Origin of the sequence: Roseburia sp. OM02-15, assembly GCF_003481835.1 — a bacterium.
Lineage (GTDB): Bacteria > Bacillota > Clostridia > Lachnospirales > Lachnospiraceae > Eubacterium_I > Eubacterium_I ramulus_A.
Map to the genome: position 1 here is coordinate 121,695 of NZ_QULX01000008.1, position 17,492 is coordinate 139,186.

Annotated in this window: 12 protein-coding genes, 1 tRNA gene, 1 pseudogene and 1 riboswitch; of the genes and pseudogenes, 11 read left to right on the forward strand and 3 right to left on the reverse strand. The window is 39.5% G+C overall.

Annotation, left to right across the window (positions count from 1 at the left end; genetic code table 11):
• Window positions 1–131 precede the first annotated feature (131 nt).
• Both DXB15_RS09645 and DXB15_RS09650 read left to right on the forward strand, forming a co-directional pair.
• Window positions 132–1,580: an aminoacyl-histidine dipeptidase gene (locus DXB15_RS09645; RefSeq protein ID WP_118702820.1), complete on the forward strand. Its 1,449-nt coding sequence runs from the start codon at window positions 132–134 to the stop codon at window positions 1,578–1,580.
• Between the two features lie 324 nt (window positions 1,581–1,904).
• On the forward strand, window positions 1,905–3,365 hold the full coding sequence (locus tag DXB15_RS09650; RefSeq protein WP_118702821.1) for a M20/M25/M40 family metallo-hydrolase: 1,461 nt from the start codon (window positions 1,905–1,907) through the stop codon (window positions 3,363–3,365).
• A 45-nt stretch (window positions 3,366–3,410) separates the two neighbouring features.
• Here the strand turns inward: DXB15_RS09650 and DXB15_RS09655 are convergent, their stop codons facing one another.
• The gene (locus DXB15_RS09655; protein WP_118702822.1) at window positions 3,411–4,022 is read right to left on the reverse strand and encodes a GNAT family N-acetyltransferase; all 612 of its coding nucleotides are present in this window, start codon (window positions 4,020–4,022) and stop codon (window positions 3,411–3,413) included.
• Window positions 4,023–4,239: 217 nt separating this feature from the next.
• Here DXB15_RS09655 and DXB15_RS09660 point away from each other — a divergent pair.
• The 8 genes and pseudogenes from DXB15_RS09660 to DXB15_RS17280 all read left to right on the forward strand — a co-directional run.
• Window positions 4,240–4,455, forward strand: a pseudogene (locus DXB15_RS09660) (transposase); the annotation flags it as partial.
• 11 nt (window positions 4,456–4,466) lie between these two features.
• The gene (locus tag DXB15_RS09665) at window positions 4,467–4,691 is read left to right on the forward strand and encodes a hypothetical protein (RefSeq protein WP_187119656.1); all 225 of its coding nucleotides are present in this window, start codon (window positions 4,467–4,469) and stop codon (window positions 4,689–4,691) included.
• Window positions 4,692–4,764: 73 nt separating this feature from the next.
• A riboswitch (cyclic di-GMP riboswitch) is annotated at window positions 4,765–4,840 on the forward strand.
• 99 nt (window positions 4,841–4,939) lie between these two features.
• Window positions 4,940–6,784, forward strand: coding sequence for an ABC transporter substrate-binding protein (locus DXB15_RS09670; RefSeq protein WP_118702824.1), 1,845 nt, complete (start codon window positions 4,940–4,942; stop codon window positions 6,782–6,784).
• A 146-nt stretch (window positions 6,785–6,930) separates the two neighbouring features.
• The gene (locus DXB15_RS09675; RefSeq protein ID WP_118702825.1) at window positions 6,931–9,075 is read left to right on the forward strand and encodes an ATP-binding protein; all 2,145 of its coding nucleotides are present in this window, start codon (window positions 6,931–6,933) and stop codon (window positions 9,073–9,075) included.
• A gap of 66 nt (window positions 9,076–9,141) precedes the next feature.
• The gene (locus tag DXB15_RS09680; protein ID WP_118702826.1) at window positions 9,142–9,957 is read left to right on the forward strand and encodes a substrate-binding periplasmic protein; all 816 of its coding nucleotides are present in this window, start codon (window positions 9,142–9,144) and stop codon (window positions 9,955–9,957) included.
• Window positions 9,941–12,103, forward strand: a complete 2,163-nt coding sequence (locus DXB15_RS09685) for an ATP-binding protein (RefSeq protein WP_118702827.1) — start codon at window positions 9,941–9,943, stop codon at window positions 12,101–12,103. Before DXB15_RS09680 ends, DXB15_RS09685 begins: the two co-directional genes overlap by 17 nt.
• A 178-nt stretch (window positions 12,104–12,281) precedes the next feature.
• A complete protein-coding gene (locus DXB15_RS09690) occupies window positions 12,282–13,781 on the forward strand; it encodes a response regulator (RefSeq protein WP_118702856.1) in 1,500 nt (499 codons plus the stop codon).
• Between the two features lie 156 nt (window positions 13,782–13,937).
• Window positions 13,938–14,180 carry an N-6 DNA methylase gene (locus tag DXB15_RS17280; protein ID WP_243115625.1) on the forward strand — a complete coding sequence of 81 codons (243 nt, stop codon included), beginning with the start codon at window positions 13,938–13,940 and terminating at the stop codon, window positions 14,178–14,180.
• A gap of 329 nt (window positions 14,181–14,509) precedes the next feature.
• Here DXB15_RS17280 and DXB15_RS09700 read toward each other — a convergent pair.
• Both DXB15_RS09700 and DXB15_RS09705 read right to left on the reverse strand, forming a co-directional pair.
• Window positions 14,510–14,594: transfer RNA gene (locus DXB15_RS09700), tRNA-Leu, on the reverse strand.
• Window positions 14,595–14,666: 72 nt separating this feature from the next.
• Window positions 14,667–15,662 (reverse strand): alpha/beta hydrolase, encoded by a 996-nt coding sequence (locus DXB15_RS09705; protein ID WP_118702828.1) that lies wholly within the window; start codon window positions 15,660–15,662, stop codon window positions 14,667–14,669.
• 845 nt (window positions 15,663–16,507) lie between these two features.
• On the opposite strand from DXB15_RS09705, the gene DXB15_RS09715 reads away from it, so the two are divergent.
• Complete coding sequence (locus tag DXB15_RS09715; RefSeq protein ID WP_118702830.1) at window positions 16,508–17,458, forward strand: hypothetical protein; 951 nt, start codon at window positions 16,508–16,510, stop codon at window positions 17,456–17,458.
• Window positions 17,459–17,492: the final 34 nt, after the last annotated feature.

Below are 17,492 nucleotides of genomic sequence, written 5' to 3' on the forward strand. Positions count from 1 at the left end.
AAGAGTACCTTTTGCCAGATAAGAGTGCTTATGGAATATATGGAGTGAAATATATTATGTAGAAAAAGGTAATGCATTTTTGAAGTGAAATAGATATATAGAGTTGAATAAATTGGAAAGAGAGAAGTAGAATGAGAGTGTTAGAAAATTTGGAGCCGAAAGAAGTTTTTTCGTATTTTGAAGATATTTGCAGTATTCCACATGGATCCGGAAATACGCAGCAGATCAGTGATTACTGTGTAAATTTTGCAAAAGAACATGGTCTGAAATGCCGTCAGGAAGCATGTGGTAACGTGATTATTTGGAAAGATGCCACATCGGGGTATGAGCAGGCACCGACAGTAATCTTGCAGGGCCACATGGATATGGTAGCGGTCAAAGATGCCGACTGTACGCTGGATCTGGAAAAAGACGGCCTGCTTCTGGAAATCGATGGTGACTGGGTGCAGGCAAAGGGGACATCTCTTGGTGCGGATGATGGAATCGCAGTGGCTTACGCACTGGCTATTCTGGCAGCAGACGACATTCCGCATCCGGCTCTGGAAGCTGTATTTACGGTAGGAGAGGAAGTCGGACTGATAGGGGCAACGGCACTGGATGCCTCTGACCTGACGGGAAAAATCCTGATGAATATGGATTCTGAAAATGACGGTATTTTCCTGATCGGATGCGCTGGTGCGGCTACGGTGGCTTGCTGTTTACCGGTTAAAAAAGAGACTGTGTCTGGTCAGATGTATGATTGGCATATAGACGGACTGATGGGCGGTCATTCCGGTATGGAGATTGATAAAGAGCGTGCCAATGCAAATAAGGCATTTGGTCGTTTCTTAGCTTATTGTATGGAAAAAACAGGTTTGTCTATCGTTTCTGCAAATGGTGGAGAGAAGGAAAATGCTATTGCAAAACAGTGTGATGCGGTTCTGGTGGTTCCAGAAGAAGATATTGCGGCATTTGAAGATGCAGTTTCTGCGTTTGAGACAATTTTGAAAAAGGAACATCACTTTACAGATCCAGATTTGCACATTTATGTAGAGAAAAAAGAGTATGGGGAGTACGAAGCGTTGGATAAAGAGACAGCGCAGAAACTGATGGCGCTGCTGATCCATCTGCCAAACGGTGTGCAGAAACGGATTCCGGAGTTCCCGGACAGTGTACAGACTTCACTGAATATGGGAACTTTAGGGCAGGCAGAGGATGAGATTTCCATGACATTTTCTGTTCGAAGCAGTGTGACCAGTGAGAAAGAGTGGCTCATGAGCCAGATGGAGCATTTGACAAAAGCGTTTGGTGGATATTGTAGAATTTCCGGTGTGTATCCGGCATGGGAGTATCAGGAAGATTCCGCGATTCGTCCGTTGATGATCGAGACTTACGAGGAGATTACAGGTAAAAAGCCAGAGACGGAGGCGATTCATGCCGGAGTGGAGTGCGGTATTTTCAGTGAAAAACTGCCGGGACTGGATTGTATTTCTTATGGACCGCAGATCAATGATATTCATACGACCAGAGAGAGGATTAGTGTTTCTTCGGTGAAACGGAATTGGGCGTTGACGCTGGCGGTGTTGAAGAAGTTGAAATAGTTGTGGCTTAACGGGAGGTAGTGAACGAAATTTCAGAATTTGTAATGTTTTGAACGGAAGGTAGTGAACAAAATTTCAGAATGGGGGATTTTGAACGTAAAGTTGTGAACAAAATTTCAGGATTTTGTCTCAGTCGCCAGCAATCGCTCCTTGAGAAAAAATACTGAAATTTTGAATCCCAGTTATTGATTGTGTACCATTGTGATTCTGAAATTTTGCATTGCAGTTATTGATCGTGTGTTATTGCGATTCTGAAAATTCGCTTCTCAGTTATGACATGTTTGTTCAAGCAAGATGAACTTTTAGTAGAAAGTGAGAAAATCAATGGAGAAAATGGATGCGTGGGAGAGAAGGACGGTTGTATATCGTAGATTATTTCATAAATATCCGGAACCGGGCTGGCTGACTTTTTTTGCAACGATTTTTATTGCGGAGCATCTGGAGAAGGCTGGTTTTAAGGTTCTTGTTGGCAGGGAGATTTTGAAGGATGAGAAACGTATGGATCCGCCAACGGAGGAGGAAACAGCTCTCTGGGAGCAGCGGGCGGTGAAGCTGGCAATAGAACAGGGAATAGCGGAAGATAAAGTGGCAACATGGATAACGCGGATGGATCATCGTACCGGAATTGTGGCAATTTTGGATACAAAGCGGGAAGGAAAGACGAAGGCTTTTCGGTTTGATATGGATGCGTTGACTGTGGCAGAAAGTATGGATGTTGACAGAGTGCCGGTGAAGGAGCAGTTTGTTTCGCAATATCAGGGTGTTTGTCATGCTTGCGGGCATGATGGACATATGGCATTGGGGCTGACTTTTGCAGAGTATCTGGCAGAACAGGTGAAGCAGAAGCAACATGGAAATTTAGAACATTGTGTGGAAAATCAAGTAAAACAACATGGAAGATCAATAGATTGTGTGGACAGAACGTCGGCTGGTGAGGTAATATCAAATGGAAATGTATCTAAATTTAATGAAACGATAGCAGATTTATCAGGTTCAGTTGCAGGAAAAATCTGCGGTCGATATATGTTTATTTTTCAACCGGCGGAAGAAGGCGTGCGCGGTGCCTTTGCTTTCCGACATCAGTGGAATTTTGGCAAAATAGATGAATTGTATTGTTGTCATATCGGATTTGCACCGGAAGATACTTTTGTGGCAGGAGCGAAGGGTTTTCTTGCTACCAGCAAGTTTGATGTGACTTTTACTGGAAAAAGCGCTCATGCGGGATTGGCACCAGAGCGGGGACGTAATGCTTTATTGGCAGCAGCGAAGGCCACCATGGATATGCAGGTATTTCCACGACCGAAAACAGGAATCACACGATTGAATGTGGGAAAAATGGAAGCCGGAGAAGCCCGTAATACGATTCCTGCTCACGCAAAAATGATCGTGGAGACAAGAGGCGAAACGGGAGAACTGAATACTTATATGAAGGAACAGGCACTTTCCTGTATTGAGCGGGCAGCAAAAGAGTATGGTGTTACATATGAAGTGCAGTTTCAGGGAGAGAGCGTCAGTGCTGCTAGTGATGAAGCGCTTAGTCAGAAAGTACTGGCGGTGGCGAAATCGACTGGCTGTTTTTTGGATTATATGTTGACGAAGGATTTTGGGGCCAGCGACGATGGAGCTGTGTTTATGGATATGGTAGAACAGCAGAGCGGAAAAGCAGTTTATATGCTTTTGGGAACCAGAATCAGAGGATTGCATCATGAATCGGTGTTTGATTTTGATGAATCGGTATTGGATAAAGGTTTTACGCTATATAAAAATATACACGAATGTATGTAAACGTATATGCTAATATATTCTCATATAGGAATAAAAATGTTGGTATTAATAAGGAATCTTTATAGATTTTTCGTATAAGTTAATATCCGGAACCATAAAATGGTACAGTTTGCGCAGGCGGTCATGAAGTTCTTCCTGCGTCAGTTCAGAAGGAGTCTGAGAAAGAATCCAGTTATCATATATTGTATCAAAAATGCAGGAGCGTATGCCGGTCGGCTGCGCTCCGTTTTTGGTATAAAAACGATTACGATTTATCCGTTGACAGCGCTGTAAGTCATTTTTGGCTGTTTCAATGGATTCCGTCTCTATAATAACAGGTAGACCATCTGTAAAACGCCCACATTCATTTAAAAGAAGGCTTCCCAAACCCTTGGAACGGGCGGTAGAATGCACTGCCAGATAATCTAATAGATAAAAATCAGCATCCGGGCAGGTAGTAAGAAATGCAACCCCTTCAACATTAGATTCGTTATTTTTTAAGGGAAAACTACGCTGATCGGAAGTGATGCAGAGGACTCTATAAAGTTTCGTATCCATCATGCGAAGGATATTTTTTAATGGTTTTACTTCCTTTGCAGGAAAATAGGGGATGATAAAATTCTGGTATAAATATGGTACCTGTGCGGTTGTAGCTGAAAAAATGTGATATGAAGGCATATGTAATCCTTTCTTCCTAAAACGTGAATGAAAATGTAGGGATATTATAAGTAGCCTAGATTATTCACGGCACAGTCGTAAAAGTGGCTGAAAACCATATAGTTTCTATATTTTAACTGAATATTGCTTTTCGCCTATCAGGCGAATGAAAAAAGAGCATCCATTTGTGGTAAAATTAAGGTGTCGAATCTTAAAAAATAACCCAAAGGGGCCCTTTATGAGTATTGTAAACACCTTAGCCTTAGAAAGCAATAGACAGATTAAAATAAATTTTGATGGAGGAGATTTATCCTCCGATGCAGGCTTACTTCTTATCAAAGAATTTGTAAGCAAACTTGGTATTGATAAGCTTTTTGTCAAATCTTTCAAGACCAATGATTCTGCATTATTCAGATATCACACGGATCAGGAAAACCTGCTCCAGATGATATATTGGCGGGAAATATGATAACAGTAAAAGAAACGCAGAAAATGCAGGAATATACGCAGGAACGAATCGCTCAGGCAGAGCATAGAGATATAGAATTTCCAACAGATGTAAAAGAACAGATTTTTGAATATGCGAATCTGATCGGCGAGGAAGAGAAAGTTAGGACTTCGGAAGTAGAAGAACAGTTCGAGTATATGTATCAGCTGTTCTTTTTTTGTTTTCGGGCGTTAAAACGGTAATGTTTTTCTTGTGTACAGTAGAGAGCTATAGTATAATAAAACCAGTTTTTTTGCATAAGTTTAAAAGCTATAATAAGGAAATCGGCAAACCAGATGAAAGTCTGGGACGCAAAGCTACAGGGCCTTTAAAATGGCAGCCAGTTGCATAAAATGAGGTGCACTGTCTGTCTGACGGTGCCTTTTTACGGTGTTATTTCACAGACGTAACAATAATGATTTTATCAGGAAAGAATGAGGAAAATAAAAGTATGAAAAAGGCAAAACGTTGTCTGATTGCAGTGGTGTCAGGTGTACTTGTAGCATCTGCTGTCTTGTCTGGATGTGGACAGTCAAAGAAAGAAGTATCTAAAAATGATGATCATCTTACCGTTTATCTGTGGGAAAATCGTTTGATGAAAAATATTGCACCCTATATCCATGAACAGTTTCCTGATCAGGATATTGAATTTATTATTGGTAACAATGATACCGATTTATACAGTTATTTTAAAGAACATGATGAATTACCGGATATCATAACAGTACGTCGATTCTCCGGAACAGATGCACAGGACTTACAGCCTTATCTTATGGATTTTGCTTCTTATGATGTTGTTTCCAAGTACTATTCTTATGCGGTGCAATATTATAAGAATGAGGAGGATGAAATCCAGTGGCTGCCAATCTGTGGTATTCCGCAGACGATCATTGCCAACAAAACACTGTTTGATCAGTATGGTGTAAAGATTCCAGAAAATTATGAGGAATATGTACAGGCCTGTCAGCAGTTTTATGATAATGGCATAAAACCGTATTCCATGGATCTTGGGGAAGACTGGTCAAATAATGAAATCATCCAGGCGGCGGCAATCGGTGAGTTTACAAGCCTGGATGGTATTGAATGGCGAAACGGTGCAGAGACTGCAGCGGATGAAGTAAAGTTTGATGATACATTATGGAAACGTATTTTTTCAGAAACCAGTCAGTTTCTTAAGGACTCGCACTTTGGTAAAGAAGATATCAATATTGACATCAATACAGGAACCCAGATGTTTGTCGAAGGAAAATCAGCAATGTTTCATGGACATCCGACGGTTATGCAGCAGCTGCAGAAACAGATGGATGCGGAGCTGATCCGTATTCCTTACTTTTCACAGACATCGGATGAATCCTATGTGTACATGACTCCGTCATTAAACATTGCATTTAACAAAAACCTGGAAAAAGACCGGGAGAAACTGGATACTGCACTGGATGTGCTGGATTGTATGATTTCAGAAGAGGGGCAAAATCTGATTGCGGATGGAAGCGGTGTTATTTCATTGAATACAGATGTTCCAACCATGATGCAGGATGTACCTGGACTGGAAGATGAAATTAATAATAATGCTGTTTATATCCGATATTCCGCCCAAAAATCATTTGATGCAAGTCTTGAGGCTGTTCACGGATTACTGTCAGGGGAAATGGATGAAACACAGGCTTTTGATACTTTTCGCAGTGTAATGAATCGTAAAGATCCAGAAAAAAAAGCAACGGTGAATTTTGAAAATGAATATTCCATTTCACTGAACGATAGAAACGGCCGTGATGCAGCATCTTCCATTTTAACTACGATCAGAGAAGAAAATGATGCACAGCTGGCTCTGGCACCATATTATTATTTCACTTCTTCTATGTACAAAGGAGAATGCACCAGTAGCCGGATTGGGATGATGACAGCGAAGAGTTCAGATACAGCATTATATTTTGCAAAACTTAATGGTAAACAGGTTTATGAACTCGTGGAAAATTATCTCGCCGAATCTGATGAGAATTTTTATGTAACCAATAAATACGAATTACCAATTGCATCCGGTATGAAAATGATCGTCAATCAAGCGGAAAGTGGATTTTCGTTAAAGGACTTAACAGTTAATGATAAGAAAATAGACAAAGAAAAGGAATACTCGATTCTTCTTACAGACACCACAATGTCTGTTTTGAAAAAAATAAATCCGAAATGTGAGATTGAGCAGCTTAAAGATACAACATTATCAAGTGCATGGATCGAAGCAATGTCAAAAGGACAGCAGCCGTCAGCACCGGAAGACTATATAGAGGTTGAACAGTAAAAGTGGAGATAGAACAAACGGTAAATAAAAGAAAAAAAATAACAAGGCTGTTGCTTATACTACTTATTATTCTTTTAAGCTTAGGTTGTATCAAGTATCTTATAAGTAAGTCTAGCAAGTATATCAGCGAAAATGGAAAAAGCAGTATGGGAGCTGTTGTTGAGCAGATACAGCAGACCTATGATCTTCAGGTGAGTGGATACTACAACCAGCTGCAGTTGGTTGAGGAATTTTTACTTCATGAGAGGGAGCTGTCTCTTGAAACGGATGTGAACAAAAGTTTCTTTGAAGCATGGGAAAAAGAATCGGAAAGTACACTTATATTCCTTCAGGAAAATGGTCAGGCAATATCAGCAGGTGGAACAAAAATGCGGATTGATATGCCAAGTAAACTTCTGCTGGACTTAAAGAACGGATACAATATTGGAAAACTGGTACGTCTTGATTATGATCAGAAGAAAAAAGACGGTTATCTGGTTGCGATTCCATGTCAGGAATACACTATCAATGGAGAAACTTATACGGCAATTGGAACTGTGTATGATCATTCGAAACTGGATTCCATGTTAAAACTGAAAGGTTATGACGGGAAAGCATATTTGTTCATGCTGGATCATGACGGAAATATTACGTATACGAACCAGAGTGGAGATAAATACCTGCGTAATTATTCTTTGTTAAAACATTTAAAAGCGGAACAGGCTATTACAGAAGAAGAGGCTGATTTGTTCAAAAAGAAGTTTGATAACAGAGAATCCGGAGTTGTATTTTTAGGAAAACAGAACCCCTATTATCTGGGGTATTGCCCGATAGAAAGCAACAACACCATTTTGGTATGCATTGTGGCAAAGGGAGTTGTTGACAATGCGCTGACGGATTACCAGAAAACGGTGTTGTTTACAACAATACTCATGGCAGGGTTTATACTTTTACTTTTTACCGGATTATTCTACAGTATTTCCAGACTCAGTCTTGCAGATCAAAAAGCAGAATATGAAAAAAGAAATAATGAACTTCATTTACAAACAATGAAGGAAATGGAAGCAGTCAATCAAAAACTGAAAAAGGCAAAGAACGTTGCAACAGAGGCTTTACAGACAGCTGAAAATGCAAATAAGGCGAAAACGGATTTCCTGTCTAATATGTCACATGATATTCGTACACCTATGAATGCAATCATTGGTATTACGTCTTTGATCAGACATGATGCAGGTAATAAAGCAAAAGTTATAGAGTATGCAGATAAAATAGATATTTCATCACAGCATCTGTTAGGAATCATTAATGATATTTTGGATATGAGTAAGATTGAAGCAGGAAAAACAGTCTTCAAGTATTCTGACTTTTCTATTCTGGATCTTGTACAGGAACTTGACACTATATTTCATACTCAAATATATGAAAAGCAGCAAACCCTTACAATCATAAAAGAAAATATTCAGCATGAGTGGGTGAATGGGGATCAGGTTCACCTGATGCAGATTTTCAGCAACCTGCTTTCCAATGCAGTGAAGTATACCCAGGAAGGTGGGGAAATTCAGTTCTTTGTAGAAGAATGTGAGACAAAGTCATCTGTCTATGCAAAGTATCGTTTCTTAGTTAGTGATAATGGTATGGGAATGTCGGCAGATTTCAAGGATACAATTTTTGATGCGTTTACCCGTGCGGAAAGTTCCCTTACAAATAAAATACAGGGAACCGGACTTGGAATGGCGATTACTAAGAATCTGGTTGAGGCAATGGGAGGTACCATTGATGTGGACAGTGAACCGGGACAGGGAAGCTGTTTTGAAGTTCTCATAGATCTGAAGATTGCAGAGGATAGAACGGTTGCTCTGGCGGCACAAGAAGAAACAGATGAGCAGGATGGAAATATCCTTCAGGGAATGAAATTCCTGTGTGCAGAGGATAATGAGTTGAACGCAGAGATTCTGACGGAATTGTTAAAGATAGCAGGTGCGGAATGTACCATCTGTGAAAATGGCGAAGAGATTTTGAAAGCATTTGAGCAGTCTGCTCCAGGTGATTATGACATGATCCTGATGGATGTGCAGATGCCTGTTATGAATGGCTATGAGGCGACGAAGGCAATCCGCAGAAGCTCCCATGAGCTGGCAAAGAAGATTCCGATCATTGCCATGACTGCCAATGCATTCTCAGAGGACATTCAGCATTCCCTTGCGGCTGGCATGAATGCACATGTTTCAAAACCGGTTGAGATGAAGGTGCTGGAAAAGACGATCAGAAGTATAAAATCAGGCGGGGGGGGGTACCGAACCGCAGGTCACTGAACAGTGACGAATGGAAAGTAACCGGACATAGAAGAATCAAAAAGGATAGTTAGGGATAGACAGAAAATGAAAGGAAAAAGAGTGATTGCAGGCATTCTGCTTGTGGGAATTTTAGCAGTCACCCTGGCGGGGTGTAAAAACACAGACAGCAGTAAAAAAGAAACCGAAAAGCCGGTCATTACGCTTGGCAGTGACAATTATCCTCCATACAATTATCTGAATGAGGATGGTGTACCGACGGGAATCGATGTAGAACTGGCTACAGAAGCTTTCAAAAGAATGGGCTATCAGGTGGAGGGTGTCCAGATCAACTGGGAGAAGAAAAAAGAACTGGTGGAGAGCGGAGAGATTGACTGTATCATGGGCTGCTTTTCTATGGAAGGGCGCCTTGACGATTACCGCTGGGCGGGACCATATATAGCAAGCCGTCAGGTGGTCGCTGTAAATGAGAATAGTGATATTTATAAACTGAGTGACCTGGAGGGAAAGAACCTGGCTGTCCAGTCCACAACCAAACCGGAAGGCATCTTTCTGAACCGGACGGATGAGAGAATCCCCAAGCTGGGCAATCTGATTAGTCTGGGACACAGGGAGCTGATCTATACATTTCTGGGAAAAGGATATGTAGACGCAGTCGCCGCACATGAGGAATCTGTTGTCCAGTATATGAAGGATTATGACGCAAGCTTTCGTATCCTGGAAGAACCTTTGATGATCACTGGAATAGGTGTTGCTTTTGCAAAAGATGATGACAGAGGAATCTGTGAGCAGATGAGCCAGACGCTGGAAGAAATGCGTCAGGATGGCACATCCCTGAAAATCATTGAAAAATATCTGGATGATCCCCAGAAGTATCTGGAGGTGGATGATCTTGGATATTAAAAGAAAGAAAAAAGAAAAACGAATCCAGCTATTCGGTGGTCTGATTGGAATCTGTGTGGCTGTAGTTTCTCTGTTTTATTTCTTTCATGCGGAGAAAGCGGAAGCAGAGAAAAGAATGGTAGAGATTGTAAATTATGTCAAAGTGCAGTGTTCCACCTATACCCATTATAATGAATCTTCGGAATCCAAAAGTCTTCTCCGTGCCATTGAAAGTGCCCGACAGATGAGTACAAATATTAACATGGAAACAGAAAACGGCGGTCAGCTAAGCAAGGATTTTCTGAAAGAAAATCTGCAGACTCTCTGGGTGGATGGCATCATTGTACTGGATACAGAAGGAAAGACAGACTGTGAATACAGCGCGGACGAGTCTCTGGCTAATGAGATTACGGAGTATCTTCAAAAAGAAATTATCATGGATTTTGCCGGATATGAAGAAAGATCTTATTCGGAACGGCTTACCAGGGAAGATGGATCCTTTATTGACATTGCAGCCTGCGCCAGAAAAGATGCACCGGGTATCGTTGCAATCTATTATTACACATCTCCTGAATTTGCCAGAAACTATACGCTGACGATACAGGGGCTTTTAAATGGTTATAGTATCCAGAAAGATGGAACGATTATTGTTGCAGATGACGGGATCGTTGTTGCCAGCAATGATGAGAGTCTGTTGGGACAGAATACAGCCGACAACGAAGTTGTTCAGGCAATGAAAAAGCATACAGACAGTCAGCATATCTATCATTTTAGGAAGGAAGGAATTGGATGTTATGGAATCATGCTGAAGCAGCGTGATTATTATATCTACGCATATCTTCCGGATACGGAAGTGTTTTGTAATCTTCCATTAAGTGTTATAGGTGTTATTTTTCTTTATTTTCTGATGTCCGGCATATTCTGGTTCTGGACATACAGAACCAATCTGGCGCACTGGAAACAAGAATTTGAAAAAGATGAAAAATATAAAGCAGAACTTCTGATAGCAGCAAAAAAGGCAGAAGCCGCCAATGAGGCAAAAACAGAATTCCTTCATCGTATGAGCCACGATATCAGGACTCCGATTAATGGAATCTACGGTTTGATCAATATGGCAGACCATTATGCAGATGATATGGAGAAGCAGAAGGAATACAGAACAAAGGTTAAAGCGGCATCCAATCTGTTGCTGGAACTGGTAAATGATGTTCTGGACATGAGTAAGCTGGAGTCGGGTGAAGTTGTTCTGGAAGAGAGTCCATTTAATCTGAGCAAAATCTCTGAGGAAGTGCTTGTTGTAATTGAACAGATTGCTGCAGAACAGAATATCCGGATTGTATGGGAGAAAAAAGAAATCATACACCGTGATCTTATTGGAAGTCCGGGGTATGTAAAACGTGTGATGATGAATATCCTGTCCAATGCAGTGAAATATAACAGAGAAAATGGACATATTTATCTTAGCTACATGGAAATCCCATCCGAACAGCCAGGAATGACGACAATGGAATTTATCTGCCGGGATACAGGAATCGGAATGACTGAGGAGTTCCAGAAACATATTTTTGAACCATTTGCACAGGAATATACGGGAAGCCGCACAAAGTTTGTCGGAACCGGACTGGGAATGGCCATTGCAAGGAAGCTGGTCGAGAAAATGGGTGGAACCATTACTTTTGAAAGTGAAAAAGGCGTAGGGACGACATTTGTGATCAGGGTTCCATTTAAAATAGATCCGGATGCGGATAAACGTGAAGAACAGAAGGATGTATCCGAAAAATCTATAAAGGGATTGCATATTCTTCTGGCGGAAGATAATGAGCTGAATATGGAAATCGCTGAATTTATGCTTCAGAATGAGGGCGCGGACGTGATTAAAGCGTGGAATGGGCAGGAAGCGGTTGAGCTGTTCAGCAAAAGTGAACCTGGTGAATTTGATGTCATTCTTATGGACATTATGATGCCTGTAATGAATGGTTATGAAGCCACAAAGATGATCAGGTCTCTGGACAGAGAGGATGCAAAGGAGGTACCGATCATTGCAATGACAGCAAATGCGTTCACGGAGGACAGAATAAGAGCAAAAGCAGCAGGGATGGATGAACATGTTGCTAAGCCAGTTGATGTGGAATTACTGATAAAAGTAATTTATAAATTGGTTAAATAATTGATACGACAGTGTCAAATAAGCGGTGAAATATAGACAGGAGGACTAAAATATGACAATGCAAGAGTGTTATGAAGCTAAGAAGGGACTGTAGCATTAAGTGATGCGACATGACTTTCTGCCTTGAATCAAGTGCTTGGAAGATCATAAAAAACGAGTGGATAAAGGAAAGAAAAATGTGGATAAAAAACAAAAAATACTGATTGTAGATGATGCAAAATTTAACAGGGACATATTGAAGGAGATTCTTGGAGATGCTTATAACTATCTGGAAGCCGAAAACGGAAATCAGGCAATCCAGATGATAGGAGAAAATATTGGAATTGATCTGATGCTTTTAGATATCAATATGCCACAGATGAATGGTTTTGAAGTCTTGAAAATAATGAAAAGAAGCCAGTGTATTGCTGAAACTCCTGTAATCATGATATCTTCTGAAGATGCTGTTGATACTATGCGTAAGGCATATGAGCTGGGAATCACAGATTATATCACACGACCGTTTGATTCTGTGATTGTAAAGAAAAGAGTCCAAAACACTTTAGGGCTCTATGCGAATCAAAAGCATCTGATTAATGTAGTTTATGATCAGGTTTACGAAAAAGAAGAAAATAATAACATCATGATCCAGATTATGAGTAATATATTGGGATCCCGCAACAGCGAGAGCAGAGAACACATCCTGCATATTAAAACAGCAACGGAGATGATGCTGAGACAACTGGTAAAAGTAACAGATGCTTATCCTTTGACAGAGACAGATATTGCTTTGATTACAACTGCTTCTTCCCTTCATGATATTGGTAAGATTCGTATTCCGGAAGAAATATTGAATAAGCCAGGCAGACTTACCGATGAAGAATTTCAAATTATGAAAACCCATAGTGAGCTTGGCGCAGCTATAATTAAGGATATGGACTTTCCACAAGATCATCCACTGGTGCATACCGCATGGGAAATCAGCAGATGGCACCATGAAAGATGGGACGGAAAGGGTTATCCGGATGGCTTGAAAGGTGAAGAAATACCAATCTCTGCACAGGTGGTATCAATTGTCGATGTTTATGATGCACTTACAAGTGAAAGATGTTATAAGAAAGCATTTGATCATGACACAGCGATTCAAATGATCCTGGATGGGCAATGCGGACAATTTAACCCAATCCTTCTGAAATGTTTGAAAGAACTGAGGCTTCAATTTTCAAATATGTTTGATAAGGAAATGGATGAAAATAGCTATTACCATGAAGTACAGAGACTTTCTAATGAAATACTTAGCGACAGATCTTTACCGAGCCAAAACTATTCACAGAGTGTTGTCAAGGTCATGCAGGAAAAGATCGATTTCTTTAAATCAAACAGTGGAATGAACTCAATTGATTACAATGCAATTTCAGGCCAATTAACTATCTTAAACGGAGAACATCAGATATTATGTCAGAGAGATAATCCGAAATTCAATTTGTTCAAAGAATTTGGAGTAAATGAAGAAGATGTTCAATGTATTCGTGTTTTATTACATCAGACATCTGTACAAAATAAAGAAATATCTGCCACGATAAAAGCGATGGTGGAAAATAACAGTCAGATGTATAGAATGAAATTGCATACATTGTGGTCGCCTTTAAAGAAGGATGGATACATTGGAATCATTGGATATTTTGACACTGTAAAATAAATATGAAGATTACAATCATAGAGTGTATGGAATCAAATCCATACGCTCTTTTTCTTGAAAGTGGTAGCTGAAATTGACTTTATTCGCACTTGGAATTATAATTTAAAAATAGAAACATAATTGATCGTGAACTCACTATAATATGGAGATGAAGGCATGGAATATCTTTCAATCAGTCAAACAGCTGAAAAATGGGGACTGTCGAAACGACGAGTGCAGGTTCTTTGCTCTGAAAAAAGCAGTGAGACGGCAGATCTTTTTATGTCAGTTATCATGTATCGTTTAAAAGAAAATGGTAGAGCAGCGGTAATTCTGCTAGATGGATTTTTATTTGGAACAGACAATGCAAAAGTAGCAATTAAAACAAAACTGTTTTCTGAGTTTAACCGAATCAAGTAAGTCCCCTGCTTCAATTGCGAAAAGCAATAAGCAGTGGGTGGGGACTTGCTTGTATCAGGAGGAGTGCAAGCTCCTTCTGATAAACTGCGGAGCAGTTATTCGGTTATGATCAAGTAGCGAAGCGGATTGCGAATATCCGCTTGACTGTACATACAATTGTACGTATGCCTGGAAGTGTTTTTTCTCCGTATACATCAATCACATAGGTGTTTTATAAACACCACAAACCCTTTGATTTTAAGGGCACTAAAAAAGCCTAATTCTTTTTTCGAAGAATTAGACTTTTTCAGTGCCCTTGATTTATAAGGCTTCCGCACCAAATTAAGTAATGCGGAAGATGGGACTTGAACCCACACGATTGCAATAATCACAAGATCCTTAGTCTTGCTCGTCTGCCAGTTCCGACACTTCCGCATTTGTCATTATGTAGTTGTTTCAAACGACTTGATTATAATAACAAAATAAGTAGGAGATGTCAAGCTATATTTAAAAATTATTTAAAAATGCAAAGACATCATCCCAGTATTCATCTCCCAGAAGATACATGGCTTCTCCATGGCCTGCGCCCGGAGCGGTGATTTTTTCTTTGTTATCACCAGGTTTTGCCTGATATAAAGTATCCATCATTTCATATGGAATGAAATCATCGGCTGTGCCATGGATGAACAGCATTGGTTTTTCACAGTTTTTTACCTGATCCAGAGCAGATGCTTCTTTGAATGAATAACCGGCTTTTGCTATGGCAAACAGGTTTGCTGTATACATCAGCGGAAATTTCGGCATGCCAAATCGAAGTTTTAATTCACTGGAGAAAATGTCCCATACGCTGGTATAACCGCAGTCTTCAACGAAGGCAACTACCTGATCCGGAGTATCTTCTCCGGCTGTCATCATGGTTGTGGCAGCACCCATGGAAATACCGTGAATAACGATTTTGGCATCGGAATCCTGAGCAATGATCCAGTCAATCCAGGAAAGAATATCTTTTCGGTCTAACCATCCCATTCCAAGATAATTGCCATCCGTATCACCGCAGGCACGAAGATCTGGTGTTAATACCTGATAATTGTGATCGTGATAATGCTGAGCCAGACTGGTTGCACCGAGGTGGTCGCCACGGTAGCCATGCAGGGCAATGACCCAGTCATGGGAGTTGCCATTTGGATAATAGATGCCACTGCAGTGAATATCATCCTCAGATGTGATCTCAACTGTCTGACCGGGATTTTCAGCAAGAAATGCTTCGTTTGCTTCCTGCTGTGCAATTTTTCCTTCTGCAATGGTACGTTCGGTATCATCGGCAGTTTCCGGGATTTCCAGTGCAACAGTTCTGTTTCCACCATCACCAGAGCGGCCAATAGAATAATTTACAAGGTAATTTCCGGCAAACAGGGAAATCAGAACGAGCAGAGCAACAAAAATTGTCAGGATGATCAGTATGATCTTTTTGATGCTGAGTTTTTTCTTTTTTATGATTTTCATTTATGTAAAAACCTTTCTTTGAAATTTGTTTGATTATCAAACTATTTTAATATACATGATTTTAGAGGAATATTCAAGAAAAATAATATTTCAAATGACGTGGTGTTCTTGGGATGAATGTGCGTATTACTATAGAACTTTGTCTGATGAATTATACGTTCTGCAATATAATAGACATTTTTTCAACGGAACCGCTGAAAGATAGGGTATCTGCCTATGAAGCAGCAATCAGTGGCAAAATGCCACATGTGAACGTGTTCAAACAGTTTAAAAACAAAAAAAGCGCGGAAGCCTTGATTATAAGGCTTTTGCACCAAATTAAATAATGCGGAAGATAGGACTTGAAGAAATTGTACCTTCCGTAAATCAAGAAAAGAAAGGCTTTCAGCACACTGTCTGATTGTTACGTGTTCAAAACGTGTTCAAAACGTGTTCAAGTAGTAGAAACAGTCTGGTTAAGTGAAATTAACCAGGCTGTTTTTCTAAATTTTGGGAATAAAACATATCGAACGAAAAAATAGTAGTTTAGAAATTATTAAATGTGCGATATTCTAGAAGCTAGATATTTTTTTGCCTGTATGAGATTGCCGAAAATGTATTCTTATGATATGATAATAAATAACTATATAAATAATTTTTTCAACAAATAAGAATGAGGTGAAAAAAGGAAAATTTGTTACAAGAAACTGGTCGTTTTGCAAGGACAGGATGTCGAGATTCGTACTTATAGAGAAAATTTATCATTTTGCTGGACAGACGATTTCCATTGACTTAGATGACGGTATAAAAAATATGCAATTTTACAAGATGTTTTAGTAAAAATAAAGTAAAGGCGGGATAATGAAATGAAACATAATGTTTTTGATTCAATACCATCCAATATAGTTTCTGATAAAGAAAATGAGTTTGTAAATTTTCTACAGACAGCGGGACTTTATGATTCTATAAAAATAAATGAGGACAATATTGATGACTTGATTTTTTTACTTGATGGAAAAGTTCGGATAAGTGTTTATTGTAAAGAGTGCAAGACAGAACGCGTTTTCACAATGAAACCGTATAAGTATTTTGTAGATGATGGTAAGGAGTGCTATTCAAGAAGTCTTTCAGCGGAAATGAGGAGAATTAAACAGGTGAATGATCTTCAAAATTCATCATCACCTAATGGCTTGGAAAGTCGAAAAAATAAAATATGGGAATGGAAGAACTGGCAAATTGAAGAAGTGTCAAGAGTTTTGTTATTCAAATTTATTTGTAGCATGAATGATGAACATCATCTTGATTATATTGTATTAACAACAGATAATTCGATGATGAAAATTGGGCAGTATCCCTCTGTTGCAGATATGACATTTCCAGAATTGGATGCTTATAAACATGTGATTTCTAAGGAAGATCGTAGAGAACTTGGAACAGCAATAGGACTTTTTGCAAGTGGAATTGGTGCTGGCTCATATGTTTACTTAAGACGAATTCTTGAAAGACTTGTCTATAGTGCAAAAGAAACTGCGGGTGATGATATTGATAAAGAAAAATTTGAACAGGCAAGAGTGGCTGAACGAATTAAAATGTTAAAGGGGTATCTTCCGGATATGCTTGTCAAGAATACAACTATTTATGGAATTCTAAGTAAAGGCATTCATGAATTGAGTGAAGAAGAATGCAGAAAGTATTTTCCTGTTGTGAAACAATGTATTTATCAGATACTTGGTATGTGGGAAAGCTTAAGAAAAAAACAGGATGATGAGATAGCTTTAAGTAAAGCGTTGAGTGCAATAACGACATCAATAAAGTAATAAAATAATAGTTGTATTAACTTAATGAGCAGAT

Bases quoted from the DNA above. Each gene is read 5' to 3' on its own strand.
- DXB15_RS09705 (WP_118702828.1), bottom strand. From the start codon at position 15,662: ATGAAAATCATAAAAAAGAAAAAACTCAGCATCAAAAAGATCATACTG.
- DXB15_RS09650 (WP_118702821.1), top strand. From the start codon at position 1,905: ATGGAGAAAATGGATGCGTGGGAGAGAAGGACGGTTGTATATCGTAGA.
- DXB15_RS09675 (WP_118702825.1), top strand. From the start codon at position 6,931: ATGGGAGCTGTTGTTGAGCAGATACAGCAGACCTATGATCTTCAGGTG.
- DXB15_RS09715 (WP_118702830.1), top strand. From the start codon at position 16,508: ATGAAACATAATGTTTTTGATTCAATACCATCCAATATAGTTTCTGAT.
- DXB15_RS09670 (WP_118702824.1), top strand. From the start codon at position 4,940: ATGAAAAAGGCAAAACGTTGTCTGATTGCAGTGGTGTCAGGTGTACTT.
- DXB15_RS09680 (WP_118702826.1), top strand. From the start codon at position 9,142: ATGAAAGGAAAAAGAGTGATTGCAGGCATTCTGCTTGTGGGAATTTTA.
- DXB15_RS09645 (WP_118702820.1), top strand. From the start codon at position 132: ATGAGAGTGTTAGAAAATTTGGAGCCGAAAGAAGTTTTTTCGTATTTT.
- DXB15_RS09655 (WP_118702822.1), bottom strand. From the start codon at position 4,022: ATGCCTTCATATCACATTTTTTCAGCTACAACCGCACAGGTACCATAT.
- DXB15_RS09685 (WP_118702827.1), top strand. From the start codon at position 9,941: ATGATCTTGGATATTAAAAGAAAGAAAAAAGAAAAACGAATCCAGCTA.
- DXB15_RS09665 (WP_187119656.1), top strand. From the start codon at position 4,467: ATGATAACAGTAAAAGAAACGCAGAAAATGCAGGAATATACGCAGGAA.
- DXB15_RS17280 (WP_243115625.1), top strand. From the start codon at position 13,938: ATGGAATATCTTTCAATCAGTCAAACAGCTGAAAAATGGGGACTGTCG.